This window comes from Polyangium fumosum, from assembly GCF_005144585.1.
Lineage (GTDB): Bacteria > Myxococcota_A > Polyangia > Polyangiales > Polyangiaceae > Polyangium > Polyangium fumosum.
In genome coordinates this window covers 60806-78792 of record NZ_SSMQ01000035.1, presented here as the reverse complement: position 1 = coordinate 78792, position 17987 = coordinate 60806, and the positions used below count along the sequence as shown (strand labels likewise).

Below are 17987 nucleotides of genomic sequence, written 5' to 3'. Positions count from 1 at the left end.
CCGCGCCGCGTCCGTGTGTGCTTGGGCGGGGGTGTGCGTGAAGGCGCCGACGGGCATCGGCGCCTTCGAGGTACCCTGAATCAGGGCGTTTGCAGCAGGTTCGACGCGTTGATCCCGAGCTGCTGAATGCCGGACGGCCCCGCGGGGAGGTAGACCTCATCGTCGAGGATCCGCGGGGCGGCCGAGCCGCCATAATACCAGGTCTTGAAGAAGGCCTGGGCGAACGGCGTCTCCGGCGCGTCGAGGTTCACCATCAGGACCCCGTCGTACGTCGAGAGGAACGCGCGGTTGCGCTCGACGTGCTGCAGCCAGAGGTAGGACGGCAGGGGCGTGGTCGAGAGCGCGACGAAATCGTCGCCGTTCGGGCGCGGCGCGAAGACGGAGAACGAGGGGGAGATGTTCGCGTAATAGTACGCGTGCGGCTGCCATTGCAGCCCGTGCACGGCGACGGGCAGGCCGCCCTCGTCCACGCCGAAGGAGTTCACCCGGCGGAAGGGCAGGTGCTCGTAGTTCTGCAGGTGCGCGAGGCCGCCCGAGAGCTCGAGCTTGGCGATGCCCGAATCCACGAACTGCTGGCCCCACAGCTTGTCCTGCGTGAAGAGGACCGAGCCCTGCTTGGCAACAAGCTCGCCCGGGACGTTGATCGCCGGGCCGAGGACGGGCGACGCGGGGTTCGTGACGTCGAGGCGACGAACGAAGTATTGCGCGTAGGGCCGTGCATCGAGCGGCACATCCACGGACTTCTTGACCGTGACGTAGAGCGAATTGCCGTCGTCGAGCAAACGAACCCCATCCTCGTCGACGGGCGTCTGGACGACGCCGCTGACCTTCGGATCCGTGGGATCCGAGAGGTCGAGCACCTTGAACGAGTATCGCGAGGTGGTGGGGGATTGTTCGGTGCTGTAGCAATAACCGGAGAGCTGCTCCGGCGTCGCGCCCTCCGGGAGCGGCACGCACGACGGCTCGGCGTCCGGGTGGTCCGTGCAGGTGGCGAAACCGCCGACGCACACCTCGGGGTTGCCATTGATCTCGTAACAATCACGCTGGCCCGCGAGGTACGTGCAGCCCTCTTCGCCGAAGCAATCGGCGTTCGTGAGGATGTACTCCCAGCACTGGCTCACGTGGATCGGCTCGTGCCACACGACTTCGGCGTTCGTGAAGACGAGCGAATCGCCGAGCACGCGGACGGACGAGGCGTATTGGTTGCCCTCGTACAAGGTCTGCACGCCGGGCAGGTCGTCCGTGACGAGCGAGCCGACCTCCGTGGGATTCGTGGGGTCGGAGAGGTCGAAGACACGCGCCGTGGTCTGGTAGTTCGGCCAGTTGTTCGGGATTGACGTCACCGCGACGAGTTTGTCGCCCACCGGGAAGAGCGACGCATTCTGGGGCACCCCGAAGCTCGCGACGGGCGTGGCGAGCTCGACATCCTGGCCCTTGGGGACGATCTCCACGACCTTGGGGCTGTTCGGATCCCACCACCAGTAAAACCAGTTCGGCTCCTTCACCCTCGCGATGTGGGAATTGCCGACCGGGAACACCTCGCTGAACTCCGGCGCGAGCTCGAGCTGATCCCGCAGGACGGGGCTGTCCGGGTTCGTCTGGTCGTAGACGCGGAGCTCGCGCTCCGACAGGTTCGCGCCATTCTGGTTCGGCAAGCGGAAGGTGCGGCGCACGGGATCCGAGTGCAACATGACCCCGCGCCGCGTCACCGTATGGTTCGAGAACGTGAAGATCTGGACCGCCGATTTCGCCTCCCACGCCCCGCCCGCTCCGTACTGATACCCATAAAATGGCAGGAGGACGAGGCCCGTCTCCGTCTCGCCGCTCGGAGAGAGTACGTTCACCGCATTGTCCGATACCGTGAACGCGCGGTGATCCCAGCTCGCCTCGGACCAATTCCATCCGCCGCCCTGCCCGCCGACCTCCGACCGCGTCACGAGCGGGTTCGGGTTCTCGAGGTTCGTAATGTCGTAGAGGCTCACCGCGAGCTTGCGCGAGCCATTCTCGTCGTTCACCCCGATGCCGATGAGGCGCGACGCGGAGAACGCAGGCCGGAAGAAATCATTCCACCCGGAGACGATGAACTCGCTCTTCTCCTCGACGCTGCCGTCCGCCCCGACCGAGAAGGCGTGGAACGGATCCGTCTGCATGTACGTCACGGCAAACGCCCGATCGTCGAGGAAGATCGCGCCGAACATCGCCTGATCCGTCCCGAAGGCGACATGATCGATAGGGACGAGCGTGTCGAGGTTCGACGCGTCGAACGTCGTGAGGTGGCTCTGCTTGCCGACGCCCCACCGCGGGCCGGAGAAGACGCGCAGGACGTCGCCGCGCATATCCATGTGGAACTGTGAGCGCACGAAGCCCGGGACGGTGATCTCGTCGCGCAGGGTCATCGAGCCGTTGATGTTCGAGATGTCCACGACCGCGACATTGCTGCTCTGGTCCGACCACGCGGAGTTGCCGCGGGCCACGAGCAGGACGTCGCCCTCGGCGTGCACGTCCGTCACGTCGCCGCCGAGCGTGATCTCCGATTTCGAGATGAGCTTCGTGGGGGCGACGTCGAAGCTCTTCACGGTGCTCGTGAGCACGTATTGCCACTCGTCGTCGACCTTCTTGTACTTCCATTCGCTGGCGGCGACGTACAGCGAATCCTTGGACTGGCCGTTCGCATAACGGCTCGTCTGGATGCTGCCCGGGATGTATCGCTGCGAGAGGAGCTTCGGGTGGTGCCGATCGGCGACGTCGACGAGCAAAATCGTCCCGCCCGTTCGGTTCTGCACGACGAGCTTCTCGGGGTGCCCCTCGTAGCCGGACCACTCGTTCAGCAGGATGACGGCGCGATCGCCGTCGACGTACATCTCGACGGGCGTGCCCTGAATGGGCAAACGGCCGACGATCTCGGTGTCCGAGAGGTCGCCGATGTCGATGACCTGAAGGCCCCGATAGAGGTTCAGGTTGAGGAGCATGCCGTCGCTGAGGACACGATAGATATCGCCCTCCTCGAGCTCGCGTTCTTCCTCTTCCTCCTCTTCTTCCTCTTCCTCTTCTTCCTCTTCTTCGCCCCATTGGAGCCAAGGCTCGTCGGCGGAGAGGAACGACGTGGCGCCTTGCGACGGCAGCGGCGGCGGGTCGGGGCGCGCCTCAGGGCCCGTCGGGAGGGGCGGGAGCGGCCGGACATCCTGCGGATCGTCGACGTCCGGGGGCACCGGGTCGAGGTCGATACCGCTGCCTCCGCCGAGCGGACCGCCCGTCGGCTCGGCCCCGCAACCGGCGCACAAGAGCACGAGGAGGGAACCACAAAGCCCAGCACGTGACAGGGAGAATCCGGCCCGGAGAGCCCGCATGACCTTCGTCCTTTCCGTCAGCGAAAAATGAGACACGAAATCTCGAAGATCTAACCCATGCTGGGAAGAAGGATCAAGTGGGAAGCGCGGGTACCAATCGTGCTCTCCAGGGAGCGCCTGTTCAAGGATGGACGTACACGAGCGTACCGCCCGCGGGCGTCATCGCGCCGTGCCACGCGGCCGGGACGGGCGGATCGGTGAACTCGAAGAGCCAGGCCGCGTCTGCGGGCGAGACGTTCACGCAGCCATTGCTGCGCGCCTTGCCGAATTCGTCGTGCCAGTAAGCGCCGTGAATGGCGTAATTCTGGTGGAAGTACTGGACGTAAGGCACGTCGTGGAGTTCGAAGGCGGCCTCGCTCGCCGGATCGCCGTCCATCGTCGCCGTGACGTGCTTCGATTGCACGAAAAACGTGCCCTGGACCGTGGCGCCCGTGATCTCCGGGTCCGAGAGCCCGCCCTTGCCCGTGGAGACGAGCGTGGCGAACACCGGCGTATTTCCCTCATACGCGACGAGCATCTGCAGCTCGATCGAGATATCGATCCAGCGCTTACCGCGCTTCGCGTGGCCCCAGAGATCCTGCCCGAGCCGTCCGACCCGCAGGCTGCTCGCCGCGAGCCACACGCCCTCGGTGGTCTCCAGGTAGGCCGCGAGCGCCTCGCCCGGTTTGCCCTCGGCGCGGTGCGCGCCGCCGCTCGACGCGCGCCCCGTGAGCACCCAGCCGCTCCGGAAAGGGACGTACTCCGCGGGCCGGAGCTTGCCCTCTTCGTCGGGCCGGAGCGCCCGGAGTCCCTGGTGCATGACGAATGCCGGCACGCCCGGGGCCTTGAAGACGACGCCGCGCAGCTCGGAGACGTGCGCGGGCCGCGTGCGATCGATCGGCACGAGGTCGAGCTCGGTCGTGAGGCCGAAGCGGCGGCCCGTCCAATCGAAGGAGGCCATCAGCCCGAAGGCCGATCGCGCCTTCGCGCGGCCGCGGTGCGCGTGGAACCGGACCTTCTCCTCGGCGCCCGCGGGCTTCGGCAAATCACGACCGGATTCGAGGAACGCGGAGATCGGATCGGCGTCGCCGATCGTCCTGCCAATCTCCTGCACGATCCAGGCATTCATGCCGCGGGCGCCGAGGGGGCGGCCCTCGACGGTGCGTTGCTCCTCGGGCGTGGGGAGGTGGACGTAGAGGTGCGGCGGGGGGCTGCGCGAAACGACGTAATGGTACGGGAAAGGCTCGCCCCGGCGCGGGCCGCGGACGGCCGCGAGGGCGATCGGGTGCTTCGTGTCGAGCGTCGCGCCCGTGCCCACGCAGACGTAGCCACGCGGGTCGATCCGATAAAAGCCGCCCTTGCACCGCTTGAACCCGGCTGGCTCGGCGGCGCGCGGGACGATGGCGCCTGCGCGCAGGTATCCGAGCCGCGTGGACTGGTAATCGGGCGCGATGTACACGAAGTTGCGCATCGCGATGCTGGCGAGCTCGTGGCCCTGGCCCGGCTCGAGGTCCGCCGGCGCGGGGCCCTCGGGCTCGGGCTCGCTCGCGGCCGAGGGCTCGGGCGGGAGCGGGAGCGCGCCGCCCGAAGCGAGCGACGCCACAGGCACGGCCGGCTCCGGCCCCTCGACAGAGCGTCCCGGCGGCTCGTCGGGCGCGCCACACCCGACGAACACGGCAAGGGCCAGGACGAACGCGAAGAAACGCGCTCGCGGCACCTCGTTCGGGGGCGTTCGGCGCGCGTCCACGGCGGGGGACTATAGCCGATCCTCGGCGGACGCGAGGGGTTTGCCCGCGGAGGGCGAGAAGCGCGTTTTGGGGCTCCCGGAGGGGGTTCGCATCTGCTAGGTTGAGGGGCATGGATCCCAAGCCGGATCGGTCGACGGTCCTCCTCGCGCCGTCGCGCGGCGGCGGCGCGGCGCTGTCGTTCCCTCCGTCAGGCTCCCGCCCGGGGCGTTTTCCGCCGGTCGACGAGCACATCGTCATGCCCGAGACGACGCGGGACGAGATGATCCGCGGCCGCAAGGTCGTCGCGCAGCCGGCGCTCGAACCTCACGCGGACCTGCAGACGAGCCTGGATTTTTTGATCCTCCCGCACGTCCGACCGGGCTACCGGCCCTCGACGGAGCTGCTCACCCGCGTGTCCGAAGGCTCGAACTTCGCGACCGACCTGTCGATCCGGCGGGAAGGGCAGGATCCGGCCACCGGGCGGCGTTTCCTGGAGGAGATCTCGTTCGAGATCGTGAACGAGCAGAGCGTGCGCGACGTGGTCGAGAAGGCCGAGGATCTCGCGGAGCGCGGCGTTCGTCGAGTATTCGCGATCTTCGTCAAGCGCCGCGAGGTCTGCGAGTGGTCGACGGAGAAACACGCGTTCGTGCCGCTCCTCTTGGACGGCATGCTCGAAGATCCGTGCTTCGTGCGGCCCATTGCGGTGCGCGCGCTGCTCGACGCGCAAAACGCGGAGCTCGAGGTGGTGCGCGCGCTCGAACGAAAAGGAAACACGGAGCTCGCAAAGCTGAAGGAAAGCGCACGCGACGAAGGCCGCGATGAAGGCCGCGACGAAGGCCGCCGCGAAGCGCTCCGGACCTTGCTCCGGGCTCGCTTCGGCGAGATTTCAGCGGACGCCGACGCGCGCATCACCGGGGCCAGCCGCGCCATGCTCGACGCGTGGATCCTGCGCCTGCTCTCCGCGACGATGATCGACGAGGTCTTCGCGGAGCCTTGAGCATTTTCCACGCGCGGGCGCGGCTCTTTACGCTCGCAACCTCGATGAGGCACGATGGCTCCCCATGCCTCGCGCCCTCGCCCTGCCCCTGACCCTCGCCACGTTGTTCGTCCTGCCCGCCTGCGGCCCCTCCGAGGCCTCCGGCGGCGCGGCGTCGAGCGGAGCCCAGCAAAGCAGCGGCGCAGGCGGCCAGGGCGGCGACGCGGGCAGCGGAGGCGCGGGCGGCGACGGTGGTGCGGGCGGGATGGGCGGAAGCGGCGGAGATCCGGGGCCCTCGGCCTGGCAAACCGTGCTCGATGCGCAGGACCTCGACGGCGCGGTGCTCTCGATCTGGGGCGCGAGCCCCTCGCACGTGTTCGCCGTCGGAGGGCCGCTCGGCAATGACGGATTCGAGACGCTCGTCGTGCATTTCGACGGCGCCGCGTGGAAGCGGCTCTCCCCGGGCGGCGCCGAGACGTACTGGTGGGTGCACGGCACGGGCCCCGACGACGTGTGGTTCGTCGGAGAACGAGGGCGCATCACGCACTGGGACGGCGCGTCGTTCACGGAGCACACGTCTGGCGTGGAGGCGACGCTTTGGGGCGTCATGGCCTTCTCGAAGACCGAGGCCTTCGCCGTCGGCGGCACGCCCGGCGGGGGGATTGGCGCGCCAAACGACATCGTCCTCCGCTGGGACGGCGCGACCTGGAAGCCCGAGCCGCTGCCCGGCGCGCCCCTCGGCCGCACGCTCTACAAGATCTGGGGCAACACGCCGGAGGATCTGTATGCCGTGGGCGAGAAAGGAACGATCTGGCGCAAAAAAGGCGCGGCGTGGTCGCTCGTCGAACCTGCGCCCACGCAGGGCAAGCTGCTCACCGTGTCCGGGTGCGGGGCAAAGGAGGTGTACGCCGTCGGCGGCGCCGTCGTGCTCCGCTCGGACGGGGACGATTTTTCCGAAGTGAACGTTTCCCTGACGAACCTCGTGAGCGGCGTCGCCTGCGGCCCCTCGGGCTCGGCGCTCCTCGTGGGCGACGGCGGGCAAAAGCAGCGGCTCGTGGATGGGGCGTGGATCGACGAGTTCGTGATCGAGCCGTACGACGACCTGCACGCGGCCTGGTCGGACGGGAAAGGCTCGTTCTGGACCGTGGGGGGCGATTTTTATGCACCGAAGGCCGCGGGCGTGCGCCGCAAGGGCGTCGTCGCGCGGTATGGCCCGGGCACCTTGCCGGGCGTGGTGCAATGAGGACTAGCCGCCCTCGACCTCGTCGAGCATCGTGGTCAGGGCCCGGAGCGCGTCCACCGTCGTGAAAAGGCCCACGACCGTATCGCCCTCGACGACCACGGCCGAGCCGTATTTCTTCTCGGCCATGGTGCGCGTGACCTCGGCGAGCGGGGTCTCGGGCGAGACGCTGTAGGGCGGGCCCAGGATGAAGTCCTCGACGCAGGCCATGCCCGCGTCGACGACGCGCATGTTCTCCACGATCTTGAGCTCGCGCTCCGACAAAAGGCCGATGAGCTTGCCGGCCTCGTCGACGATCGGCAGGTGCCGGAAGTTGTGCTCGTCGAGCAGCTTCATCGCGCGCGCCATGGTGGTCGTGCGCGGGACGGTCAGCGGGCTCCGGGTCATGTACGTGCGGACGATGCGGCGCGTTCCCATGCGGTAACGCGGTACCGCGACGCGACGCGCTTCGCAAGCACGGAGCAACGTATCACGAGACGTCACGTGGCGCGGGGGGAGGCAGGACGGGGGCGAATCGCTCCTCGAACGAGGCGTCGACGAGCAGGCTGCGATCGAGCTCGACCTTCGTTCCGTCCTTGCCGACGAGCCGGTATCGCGCCTCGCCCATGGCGTCGACCGCGACGAACGAGGTCGTCCGGGTGCGAAGGACGGGCTCGATCGCAAAATACCGGGTCAAAAACACGCGAATGCGCTGCGCCGCGCGCTCGTTGTCCATGTACACGCCGCCGTGCGGGAGGCGGAAATAGACGCGGCTTTGCGCGTCGACGCGGACGTAATAAAAGGCGTGGCTCTGCACGCCGTGCCCCCAGAAGCCGACGAGCAAGTATCCCTCGGGGGCCGTCCGGAGAAACGGGCCGATTTCGTCCTGCGCGAGGGCGACGCCGTGCGCGTGCGCGACCTCGGAGCCGACGAGCGTCGCCGTCCCGTCAAAAGGACGGAGCGGACCCGTGGGCAGCATGCCCTCCGGCGGGAGGATGCCGAACCGGTCGTGGAACGTCTGGACGAGGTCTTGCATCGGCACGCGCCGGGCTCACCAGAGCACGCGCCCCTCCATTCCGCCGGCGACGAGGAGCGCCTCGCCCGAGAGGTGCCCCGCCATCGCGGGAGACGAAAGAAACAGGACCGCCCGCGCGACGTCCGTCGGGGTCGCGAGCTTTTGGAGCGGCATCGTCCGCAGCGTGGTCTCGAGCGCGCCGTGCTGCGCGAGGCACGCCTCGACCATCGGCGTCACGGTCCAGCCCGGCTCGACCAGGTTCACGCGGCCGCGCGGATCGAGCGATACGATCTCGTTCTTCAGCGAAAGCATGAGGCCCCGGAGCCCGGCCTTGCTGGCCGCATACTCGCTGTGCCCGCGTTCGCCGAAACGGCCGGCGGTGGAGCCGACGAAGACGAGGCTCGCGCCGCGTTCGCCTTCACGGGGGCCTTTTCGCGCGAGGGAGGCGAGGAATGCGCGCGCGGTCCAAAGGGCGCCGAGCAGGTTCGTCTCGACCACGTCGCGGGCGCGCGCGGGATCCATCTCGTGCAGCGGCGTCGCGTCGGGCGGCCAGATGCCGGCGCACGCGACGCAGACGTCGACCCGGCCGAACCTCGCCTCGGCGTCGCGCATGGCCTGGTCCATGGCGGCGGGATCACGCACGTCGCCCATGAGCGAGACGGCGCGCGCGGGGTCTCCATCGGGCATGCCGTGGCGCGAGAAGGCGACGACGGAGGCGCCCTCTTCGAGGAACGCGCGGCATATCTCGTTGCCGATGCCGCCGGAGGCGCCGGTCACGAAGACGACGGAGCCCTGTAGTTCCAGATCCACGGTCTTCCGCATAAAACGAACGCGGCCCGACGACAAGCCGACAAACACGAGCCGAGCCTTCCCTTCGAGCCCGGCCCTGCGATAGCCTCGCGGCGATGCGGCGCGGCGGCAAACGAGCGTTCGGGCGGTTGGGTGCGTGGTGCGTCATGGGTTTGGCTCTCGCGGGGCTCGCCGTCTCGTGCGGGGGCAGCGGAGCGAGCGCCCCGCGCGAGACGCCGAAGACGCCGGCCGTCCCCGAGCTGCCCGCCTGCACCACGGAGGCCTGCGAGGATCTCGCGGCGTGTCCTTTGACCTCCAAGGAGCACCTCGACGCCTTTGACTGCCGGCCCTGCGGCGAGGACGCGGCGAAGGACTGCGAGGACACGAAGGCCTGCACGGTGCGCGACGCGAGGAGCCTGGAGGCGCTGATCTGCCGGGCGATCCGGCAGGAGATGCCCTGCCAGGCGGCCACGACGCGCGTGCTCGAAGGGTGGCGCAAGGACGGCGAGCTCCCGTTCGTCGACGAGCCCATCCTGAAGCGCGCGGTGGAGGAGCGTTACGCGCGGCAAGCGAAGGCCGCCCTCGCGTGCCCGAGCGCGCCCGCGCGCTGAGGGTTTTTCCTCAACGCACGAAGACGGGGTTCGTGAACGAGAGCGGCGGGACGCCGGGCACGTAGGCGTCCATGGGCTTGTTGCCGCGCGCGATGGCGAGGATCCAGTCGCCCTTCTCGAACGTCTCGCGGCTGCGTTGCTCGATCGGGCCCTTGCGGCCGGCGACCGGGAAGGTCCGCAGGGTTTTTCCGCGCTTGACGAGCTCGATCCGATCGACCTCGATCCACGGCGGCGCGTCGACGCGTACGACGACCTCGGCCTCGCCCGGCGCGATCGTCTCGCCCATTGCTTTTCCGCCGACCTCGATCCGGACGAAGGGCCCTCCCGAGACGCTGACATTTCCCTTCCGCAGCGCGTCCACGAAGGCCGCCTCCGAGACCGGGGCTTTTCCGTCGTTCCCGACGAACACCATGTTCCGGGGCAAACCCGCCTCGTGATAGACGAGCTTGTGCGAATCGGAGTTGCCCGTGCCGACGACGCGGAAGCCGGCGTCGAGCAGCACATACCAGTCGCGCAGGACCGGCTCCACGCCGGCGATGTAACGAGAATGGTCGCCGTTGTAGACTTCGAGCAGATCAAAGCCCATGTCGGCGATCGGGGAGCGGTCGAGTGAGCCCTTGAGGTCGTCCGTGTCGAGGCGGAGGAGCTCGAAATAACCGATGCCGCCCCAGCGCGGGTGGTTCACCTGGAGGAGCGTGCTCGTGCCATACGGTTTTTGCGCCCGCGCGGCGGCGAAGATCTCGGCCGGCAGGACGCCGATCCAAGGGAGCGGCATGGATGCGGGGAGGAGCGGGAAGACGTTGAAATGACCCCAGGCGGATGAGGTGACCTCGTCGCCGACGATGCTCATGAGATCCCCGGCGAGGCCCATCTCGCGGATCGTGGGGCCGTAATCGGTGACGGCGTTGTGATCGGTCGCCACCGCGACGTCGACGCCCACGGAGACGAGGCTGCGCACGCGCTCGGCGAGCGGCGCGGGGGCGTCGGGGGAAGGCTCGGCGTGGAGGTGCAGGTCCGCCGAGACGAACCCCTTTGTATCAACGACACGTTCGAGCTTCGCGCGGACGGAGACGTCGCGGCCCGCGGCCACCTCGATGTCCTCCTCGTGGGCCGTGTACGAAAAGCCGCGCGTGAGGGCGACGTGGTATTTGCCGGGCGGGAGGAAGAGGTCACGCTCGCCGCGGTCGAGGTACACGACGTTGAGGGCCGCGCCGGCGAGGGGCTCGTCGCCCCAGTCGGGATCGGGGGTGCCTTCCTTTCCGCGCACGAGGAGCCGCGCAGGGATGGGTTTACCCCCTTCGGTCGCGGCAATCCGGAGACGCCCGGCGGAGGGTTTGGCGCGAGCCACCTCGGCGGCGATGGATTCGACGCGAATCCACGGGCCCGGAGCGTGGCCCGGCGCGACGAGGCGGGCGTCGATGCAGCCCTCGGGCAGGTCGACCGCGCGGTCTGTCTTGCCAAACATGCGCTCGTCGGCGGCGAGCTCGGCATACACGCGGCGGCGACCGGCCGCGTCGCAGCGGGCGAGCTCGACGCGGGCGCCGCGCACGGGGATCGTGGGAAGGGAGACGCGGCGGCGGGCGGCGGGCGCGCGGCAGGGCAAAGCGAGCGCGGCGTCGCCGGAGGAGCGGTCGCTCAGGGTGACGGCGACGCGGCGTCGCTCGGAGGCGCCGGCGTGGACGACGGGGACGACCCGCTCGCCGGTGAAGGCGGCCTCGAAAAACCCGTATTCGGGCGAGCCGAAGCGGGCGAGGAGCGGGCCCTCCGCGGAGCACAAGGCGTACGCGGTGCCGAGGCTGTGGCGGGCGACGAACTCGGTCCGCAGATGCAGGGCGCTGGCGACGGGGCCGGCGCCCTCGACCCAGGTGGGCACGTTGCCCCAATGAATGTTCTCGCCGAGGGTGACGGCGAGCGCGGGGAGACGCTTGGCGGCGCCGACGGGGCCCGGATCGACGGGCTCGATCTCGGGCGCGGCGACGGCGACGCTCTCGATCCAGAGCGCATCCCCCGGGCCGAAGAAATAAAAACTCACGTGCGAGAGGGGCTGTCCACGCACAGCGCGATCGACGCGGACGACATTTTTCTTTTCGCCGACGAGCTCCACGCGGACGACGTCGGTGGCCGCGACGCCGAGGCCGATCTGGAGAATGGATTGCAGGGAGACCATTCCATCCGCGCCGCCTTCGGGGCCATAATCGACGAGGTGGCCGCGCGCGGAGACGACGGCGACGCGGCCCGCGTGCGAGAGGACGAAATCGCCCGGGCGGGCGTCGACCCGCAACCCTTTGAGCGGGACGGCTTCGCGCGACACGACGGGCGCGGCTGTGCCGAGCGCGCCGCTCGGCGGTTCGACGGGGACCTCGCGCGGGACGACGGGCGCGGGCGGCTCCTCGGGAGGATCCGAGGCAGCGCCGCCCGTGGGGCCGGTGGGCGCGGCGGCGCAGGAGGCGGCGAGCGCAGTGAACGCGAGGACGAACGGGGAGGAGAAACGCATCGAGGGGCGCGAGGATACCCGAAAGGCGCTAGCCCCGGCCGAGGATCTTTCCGAGCAGCTCCCGCACCCCCCGCTTGTCGAGCTTCGTCTCGTCCCCCGGCGCCGCGTGGCATTGCGGGATTTGCAGGCACGAGGGGCACCCTTCCGGCGCGGCGCAGCGCGCGGGGCATCGCTCGACGATCGCCAGGGAAAACCCGGCGACCACGCGCAGGACATCGAGCGTCACCGCCTCGGAGAAACCCACGCCGCCCGGATGCGCGTCGACGAATGCGATCGCAGGGGTCGCGGCGGCGCCGAAACGCGCAGCGCGCACGATGAGCAGGTCCTCCTCGCGGCACCACACGAACGCGGGCAAGGTGACGCGGAAGAGGTGCACGAGCGCGTGGAGCGTGCCCTCGCCGATCGCACCGAACGAGGTCTCGGGCAGGGCGAGGACCGCGGCCTTCGTGGCATAACGATGCACGAGCGGCTCGGCGTAGAGGGTCACGTCGCGCGGCTTTCCGTCGGGGCCGTGGCGGCGCAGGCCGAGGCTCTGCTCCTCGACCTCGACGAGCCTGCGCTCGAAGACGAATTGCGCGCCGCCGAGCGATCGGAGCGGCTCGGCGCGGCGCTCGGCGCGCTCCCCTTCCCTACCCTCCTTCGACGACGCTTCTTTGCGGCGCTCGATCGGCGTGACGGAGACCTCACGAATGGGGCTCGTGACGAGCAAACGCTCTTCGCGCTCGCACGCGACGCGGCCGGCAGCGAGGCCGTCCTGCTCGGAGGCGGGTTTGACCACGTACCGGCCGCCGCGAAAAACGAAGATACGGCCGGGATACGCGGCCGAGAGCATACGCGCGCGCTCGACGCCGTAGAGGACCTCGCCCGTGTGGCGATCGACGAGCCGCGCAGGCTCGGCCGCGACGTCGAAGCAAAGGGCCGGGTGCGCCTCGCCGGCCGCGGAGATCCGGAGGACCTCGCGGCGCTCGCCGGTCTCCGGATCGAGGACGGTATGCGCGGTCCGCGCGAGGCGCGTGGCCTCCATGGAGGTGCCTTCCGCGGGGGAAAGCTCATGTTGCACGAGGGGGCGCGAGAAGTCCGCGGCGAGCTCGTCTTCGGTCCACGAGGCCTCGACGAGCGCCGCCCGGAGGTGCGCGCGTTGAATGGCCTCAGCGAGCGGATCCACGACGAGCGCGCAGCCGAGGTCGAGGTCGGGGTGGCGGAAGAGCGGGCGCTCGGCCGCGAGGAGCGAGGAGAACGGGTCGGGATCGGGCTGCCAGAGGACGAGGACTTTCCGTTCGAGATCCGCCTGCGCGATGGCGTCGGCCTGAAGCTCGCCAGGTGATTGCTGGGTTTCCGGCTCTGCCGGCGAAACCTCTTTGGGCTCGGGCTTCGGAGGCGCGATGGCCTTGCCGACACGCTCGCCGGCGCCGAGGGCGGCGACGCGCGCTTCGGGCACGGTGGCGGCGCGAAAGCCGACGTGGGCGGCGAGGATCGGGCTCTTTCCGTAGGTCGCGGCGCGGACGCGGGCGATGACGACTTCGGCCTCGGAGAGGGCGCGCGAGAGCTCGTGGCGTTCTTCGGCGAAGGCGCGGCCGCGGGTCGCGACGTCGCGGCCGAGGGTCCATTCGTTTGCCCGCGCGACGTCGGCCCGCGAGAGGACGTCGTCATACCCGAAGAGCTCCGCGGAAAAACCCTGCGCGAGGGATTCGCCGAGCGCGCGCACGGCGGGATGGACATCGGCCTGGGCGCGCGGGCGCGGGGGGAGGAAATACGAGACGATCGGCGGACGCGGCGCGCCGTCGACCTCGGGGCCGAGCACGAGCATGGGGCGGCCGACGAGGCGCTCGCCGAGCTGGCCGAGGTCGCGAAAGGATGGATCGGCCGTGCAAAGGAAACGAATCCGCTCGCCTCGCTCGAAGGTGCGAGAGGAGGCGCGCGAGGCGGCGCGGCGGAGGCGGCGGAGGAGCAAGGCGAGGTGCGCGCCGGGGGCGCCGTGCCATTCTTCGAGGTCCGGAAGGATGACGAGGCCGAGGCCGCCGAGGAACGCGGACCATTCCTTCTGTCGGCCGCAAAGCTCGCGGTGCACGCCCTCGGGGTCGGCGAAGACGAGCGACGGTGATGCGTGCGTGGGATCGGCCGCGCCCGCGCCGGACGCGATGTTCGCGGCGTGGACGTTCCATTTCCAGCGCAAGGCCTCGGCCCGCGCGAGGACACGCCGCTCGGCCACGCGCGCGGCGGCGGCGGAGGGCGCGAGCCAAAGGACGTTCTCGGCCTCGACGAGGAGCGCGTAAAACAGGAGCAGGTCGAGGGTCGTGGTTTTTCCCGAGAGCGGCGGCGTGCAGAGGAGGATGTTCTTCCGATCCTCGAAGGCGTCGCACGCGAGGCCCTGGTGGACGTAAAGCCCCTTTGCGGCGCCGAGCTCGCGCGAGAGATCGTCGAGCAGACGTTTGGCGCGTAAATCGGTCCCGGGCGAGATACGGGCGGGCTCGACGCCGGGCGTCTCGGGGGGAAGGAGCAAGGGGCCCTGGGCCGCATGAATGGCCTCGACGAGCGGGCGGAGCTCGGGCTTCGGCGCGGGCGGTTCTTCCTTTTTCTCCGCCTCGGGCGGGTCGGGGCTCTTCGTGCGGGTCGCGAGGTTTCTGCGCAGGCCGTCGAGCGCAATCGCAGCGCCGACCCAGAGCGGGGCTGGGAAATGCCCCGCGAGCGCAGCCGGGAGGGCGAGCGCGGCGAGGCCGGAAAGGGCCCACACGAGCGGGCCTTGCCAGCGCACGAAACGCGCCTCGACGTATTCGACGCTCGTCCAGTGGCCGAGGAGCTTGAAGACGCGGCCGAAGCGATCGTCGGCGAGCGGCGCGCTCTCGACGGGTTTGACCGGGAGCGGCCGCCCCTCGGCCAGGGCCTTGGCGATGGCTTTTTGCTGTTCGAGCCGCTCGCGCGCGAGGACGTCGTCGGGCTTCTGTTCGAGCGAGCCGAGCTCTTCGAGCGTGCGCGCGGCCCAGAACACGAGGCCGAGGTACACCACGGCGCCGAGGAGCAAGGCGAGCGGCACATGCACGGGGCCGGGGAGCATGAATCGCCCACCCGCGGCGAGGGCGAGGATCCGGCGCAAGGCCTCATAAGCTTCCCACCCCTCCCCCGGCGCGAGGAGCAAAAGCACGCGCTCCTCGATGAGGAGCATGTCGTAATGGGCGAGCAGGGCGTCGACGAGCGCCACGACGAGCGAGAGCGCGAGGACGACGAGGCCGGCGAGCGCAAAAAGAGGGCCGGTGGAGACGCGGACGGCGCGGAGCTCGAAGCGAGCTTTGGCGAGGGCACCGAGGTAAAGGAGGATCGCGAGGGCGACGGCCATGCCGCCGAGGCTCGTGCGAATGGGTTTGGCCTGGGCGAGGCGCGACAATTCGCCGAGGAGCGTGAGGAGCGCGTCGATCACGATTCCTCCGGGGGATTTGGGGGCGCAGCTCGGTTCGTCCGAGCGGAACCCCCATCGTCTGGCTGCGCGAGGGCGAGCGCTTCGAGCGGCAGGCCGGTGCGCGCGACGACGAGCAGGATCGAACCGGGATCCGGAGAGAGCGCGCGCACGTCCCAGGCGCCCTCGAAGCCGCCCTCGGCGAGCGTGGCGTCGACGAGCTTGCGCGCCTCGGGCGGCGCGAAGAGGAGACGGAGCGGAGCGGGTGCCTCGGCCGCATATTTCGGGGCGAGCTCGAGGCCGGGCGAGAGCTTGAGGAAGAGGCGGCGGAGGAAGCCCTTGGCCGAGGCTTCGGCAGCCTTGTGCAGCGCGGATTTGCCTTCCTCGAAGGGCGAGGTCTTCTCGAAGGATTCGAGCTCGGCGCGGCAAAAGGCGAGGAGGTCGTCGTGCGCCGCGAACGGTGCCTCGGTCCAGGGGCGCTCGGCGAGGCTCTCGCGGAGCCAGCGTTCGGCCGCGGCGCTCGGCTCGGGCGGGCGAATTTCAGCGTAAATGGCGTCGACGTCGTCGGGGCCGACGATGGAGGCGTGCAAGACCGAGGAGGCGAGCATGCCCCCGGAAAAGAGGTTTCGCTCGCCCTCGTGTTCTTCGCGGTGCAAGGCGCGGTCGGCGGCGGCGAGGGCTGCGCGCGTGGCTTCGAGGGCGGCGAGGGCCTGCTCGATGCGGCCGAGGAGGTGGGCGAGGACGCGCTGGACCCAGAGGAGGCGCGCGTAATGCAAGCGGCGCTCGTAATGGCCGACGAGGTCTTCGCGGATGTGCCGCGCGATCGACTGCGCGAGGTCGTCCCTGGCTTCGCAGGCCCAGTTGTGGTGGCGTTTGCGGTGCTTCCAGAGCCGATAGCCCGTCGAATAGGCCGAGAGGGCGACGCCGGCGAGGAGCGGGACGGGCGGGGTGAAAAAAGGGCGGAGGCGGCCGGCCGGCAAAGGCGAGACGGCGTCGAAAAAAGGTGGGAAAGGCGCGAGCAGGGCGCGATAGGAAGAGACGAGCACGCCCGAGAGGAGGAGCGCGGAGACGAGGCCGAGGGCCGCGCCGAGGACGACCATGCGGCGCGGGCGCGGGCGGTAGGAGATGGCCTCCTCCAGGGCCGCGAGTTTTTCCGCGAGCGGCGAGGCCGGGAGCGGCGAGAGCTCGGGCGCCTCGATCGCGCGGACGACCTCGTCGAGGTACCCCTTGGCCCGGGTGCGTGCGTCCCGTAAAACCAAGAGCGCCCGCGCGTGGCCCGTGGGGCGCTCGGCGACGAGCTCGGCGACACGCGTCTCGATGGCGCGCGCGCCGCCTTCGAGGCGGACCTTGCCGCGTTGTTCGAGCGCGGCCGCGAGTTTGTCCATGCGGAACCGCTCGACCTCGTCCCGGAACGCGGCGATCGTGGCCTCGGCGCGCGCCCGGTAGAGGGAGCCGAATTTGCGTTCGAGGAGCGTCTCGGGATCGTCGTCCCATTCGATCGGGGGGACGTCGATCGTCGGCGGCGCGAGCCATTCGGCGAGCGGCTCGGCCTCGCCGAGCTCGGTGTCGAGGCGGCTCTGCGTGGGGACGAGCGGCGCGGCGAGCGAGGCAATGTCGAGCGCGGCCGGATCCACGGGCGCGCGGAGGAGCGCGAGGATTTCGCGGCCGAGGCGCGCAGCAGCGATCCGTGAGAGCGCCGCGTGATCAAAGACGAGGCTCGCGCAGGCAAAGGTGGCGAAGGTGCCCGGCGGCCCGTCGTCCTCGACGAGGCGACGAACGCCGCGATCGTCGTCGCGCACGGGCGGCAAGCACAAGGTCGAGAGGAACGCGGCAAAGGAGCGGACCATCTCGGCGCGGGAGAGGAGGTATTTGCCGCTCTGGTCCTCGACGAGATACACGCGGCCGCCGAGGCGCGCGCGCGCCGAGGAGGAGGTTTGGCGGGACAGCTCGGCGAGGGACGAGGCGGCGCGCGCCATGACGGCTCGATCGCCGGCGCGGGGGCAAACCAGGAGGGGGCAAACGACGAGCGCGCCGTCGCCGGAGCGGAGGATGGCCGAAAAGGCGCGGCGCAGGCCCGAGGCGAGCGCGGCGGCGAGGGGCGCGACGAGGGGCGCGACGGACGACTCGCCGAGGTCGGCGACGACGAGGACGTCGCAGAGCGGGCCACGCGGGTCCGTGGGGGACGAGGAGCCGAGGTAATGGCCGACGTCGAGCAGCGCGGCGAGGGCGTCCTCGGCGCGCTTCACGACGGGCGTATATGGATCTTTCGCGGAAGGATCGAGCGCGGCGCCGTCCGTTTTGCCGTCCGCGCCGAGGGCGACGTCGAGCGCGACGAGCGAGGCGCCGCGGGCCGCGCGCGCGACGTCACGGCCGAAGGCGCCCACGCCGACGAGCAGCGTGGGGCGCCTCGTTCGATCGTCGATTCCGCGCACGCGCCCCCCG

11 protein-coding genes are annotated in these 17987 nt (G+C 70.0%); 3 read left to right on the top strand and 8 right to left on the bottom strand.

The genetic code is table 11. The features are described 5' to 3' along the window. Nucleotides 1–80 precede the first annotated feature (80 nt). Both E8A74_RS29165 and E8A74_RS29160 read right to left on the bottom strand, forming a co-directional pair. Entirely contained in the window at nucleotides 81–3347 is a 3267-nt protein-coding gene (locus E8A74_RS29165) for a beta-propeller domain-containing protein (RefSeq protein WP_136932364.1), read from the bottom strand. Between the two features lie 121 nt (nucleotides 3348–3468). Beyond that, nucleotides 3469–5073, bottom strand: coding sequence for a L,D-transpeptidase (locus tag E8A74_RS29160; protein WP_232379794.1), 1605 nt, complete (start codon nucleotides 5071–5073; stop codon nucleotides 3469–3471). Nucleotides 5074–5183: 110 nt separating this feature from the next. Here E8A74_RS29160 and E8A74_RS29155 point away from each other — a divergent pair, with 110 nt between their 5' ends. Both E8A74_RS29155 and E8A74_RS29150 read left to right on the top strand, forming a co-directional pair. Beyond that, the gene (locus tag E8A74_RS29155) at nucleotides 5184–6050 is read left to right on the top strand and encodes a PDDEXK family nuclease (RefSeq protein ID WP_136932363.1); all 867 of its coding nucleotides are present in this window, start codon (nucleotides 5184–5186) and stop codon (nucleotides 6048–6050) included. A 64-nt stretch (nucleotides 6051–6114) separates the two neighbouring features. Beyond that, nucleotides 6115–7272 carry a sialidase family protein gene (locus tag E8A74_RS29150; protein ID WP_136932362.1) on the top strand — a complete coding sequence of 386 codons (1158 nt, stop codon included), beginning with the start codon at nucleotides 6115–6117 and terminating at the stop codon, nucleotides 7270–7272. Between the two features lie 3 nt (nucleotides 7273–7275). Here the strand turns inward: E8A74_RS29150 and E8A74_RS29145 are convergent, their stop codons facing one another. From E8A74_RS29145 to E8A74_RS29135, 3 genes are read right to left on the bottom strand one after another with little or no spacing between them, the layout of a single operon-like run. Further along, nucleotides 7276–7686: a CBS domain-containing protein gene (locus tag E8A74_RS29145; protein ID WP_136932361.1), complete on the bottom strand. Its 411-nt coding sequence runs from the start codon at nucleotides 7684–7686 to the stop codon at nucleotides 7276–7278. A 52-nt stretch (nucleotides 7687–7738) separates the two neighbouring features. Beyond that, on the bottom strand, nucleotides 7739–8290 hold the full coding sequence (locus E8A74_RS29140) for a hypothetical protein (RefSeq protein ID WP_136932360.1): 552 nt from the start codon (nucleotides 8288–8290) through the stop codon (nucleotides 7739–7741). Between the two features lie 9 nt (nucleotides 8291–8299). After that, the gene (locus tag E8A74_RS29135; RefSeq protein ID WP_170229461.1) at nucleotides 8300–9073 is read right to left on the bottom strand and encodes an SDR family NAD(P)-dependent oxidoreductase; all 774 of its coding nucleotides are present in this window, start codon (nucleotides 9071–9073) and stop codon (nucleotides 8300–8302) included. Between the two features lie 146 nt (nucleotides 9074–9219). Between E8A74_RS29135 and E8A74_RS29130 the strand changes: the two genes are divergently transcribed. Continuing rightward, a complete protein-coding gene (locus tag E8A74_RS29130) occupies nucleotides 9220–9663 on the top strand; it encodes a hypothetical protein (RefSeq protein WP_136932358.1) in 444 nt (147 codons plus the stop codon). Between the two features lie 10 nt (nucleotides 9664–9673). On the opposite strand, the gene E8A74_RS29125 is transcribed toward E8A74_RS29130, so the two are convergent. Genes E8A74_RS29125 through E8A74_RS29115 form a run of 3 tightly spaced genes read right to left on the bottom strand, consistent with a single transcriptional unit; the run spans nucleotide 9674 to nucleotide 17977 of the window. After that, nucleotides 9674–12157 carry a CehA/McbA family metallohydrolase gene (locus E8A74_RS29125; RefSeq protein WP_136932357.1) on the bottom strand — a complete coding sequence of 828 codons (2484 nt, stop codon included), beginning with the start codon at nucleotides 12155–12157 and terminating at the stop codon, nucleotides 9674–9676. A 28-nt stretch (nucleotides 12158–12185) separates the two neighbouring features. Then, on the bottom strand, nucleotides 12186–15569 hold the full coding sequence (locus tag E8A74_RS29120) for a Zn-binding domain-containing protein (RefSeq protein WP_136932356.1): 3384 nt from the start codon (nucleotides 15567–15569) through the stop codon (nucleotides 12186–12188). Then, nucleotides 15566–17977, bottom strand: coding sequence for a hypothetical protein (locus E8A74_RS29115; protein ID WP_136932355.1), 2412 nt, complete (start codon nucleotides 17975–17977; stop codon nucleotides 15566–15568). The genes E8A74_RS29120 and E8A74_RS29115 overlap by 4 nt, the downstream gene beginning before the upstream one ends. Nucleotides 17978–17987: the final 10 nt, after the last annotated feature.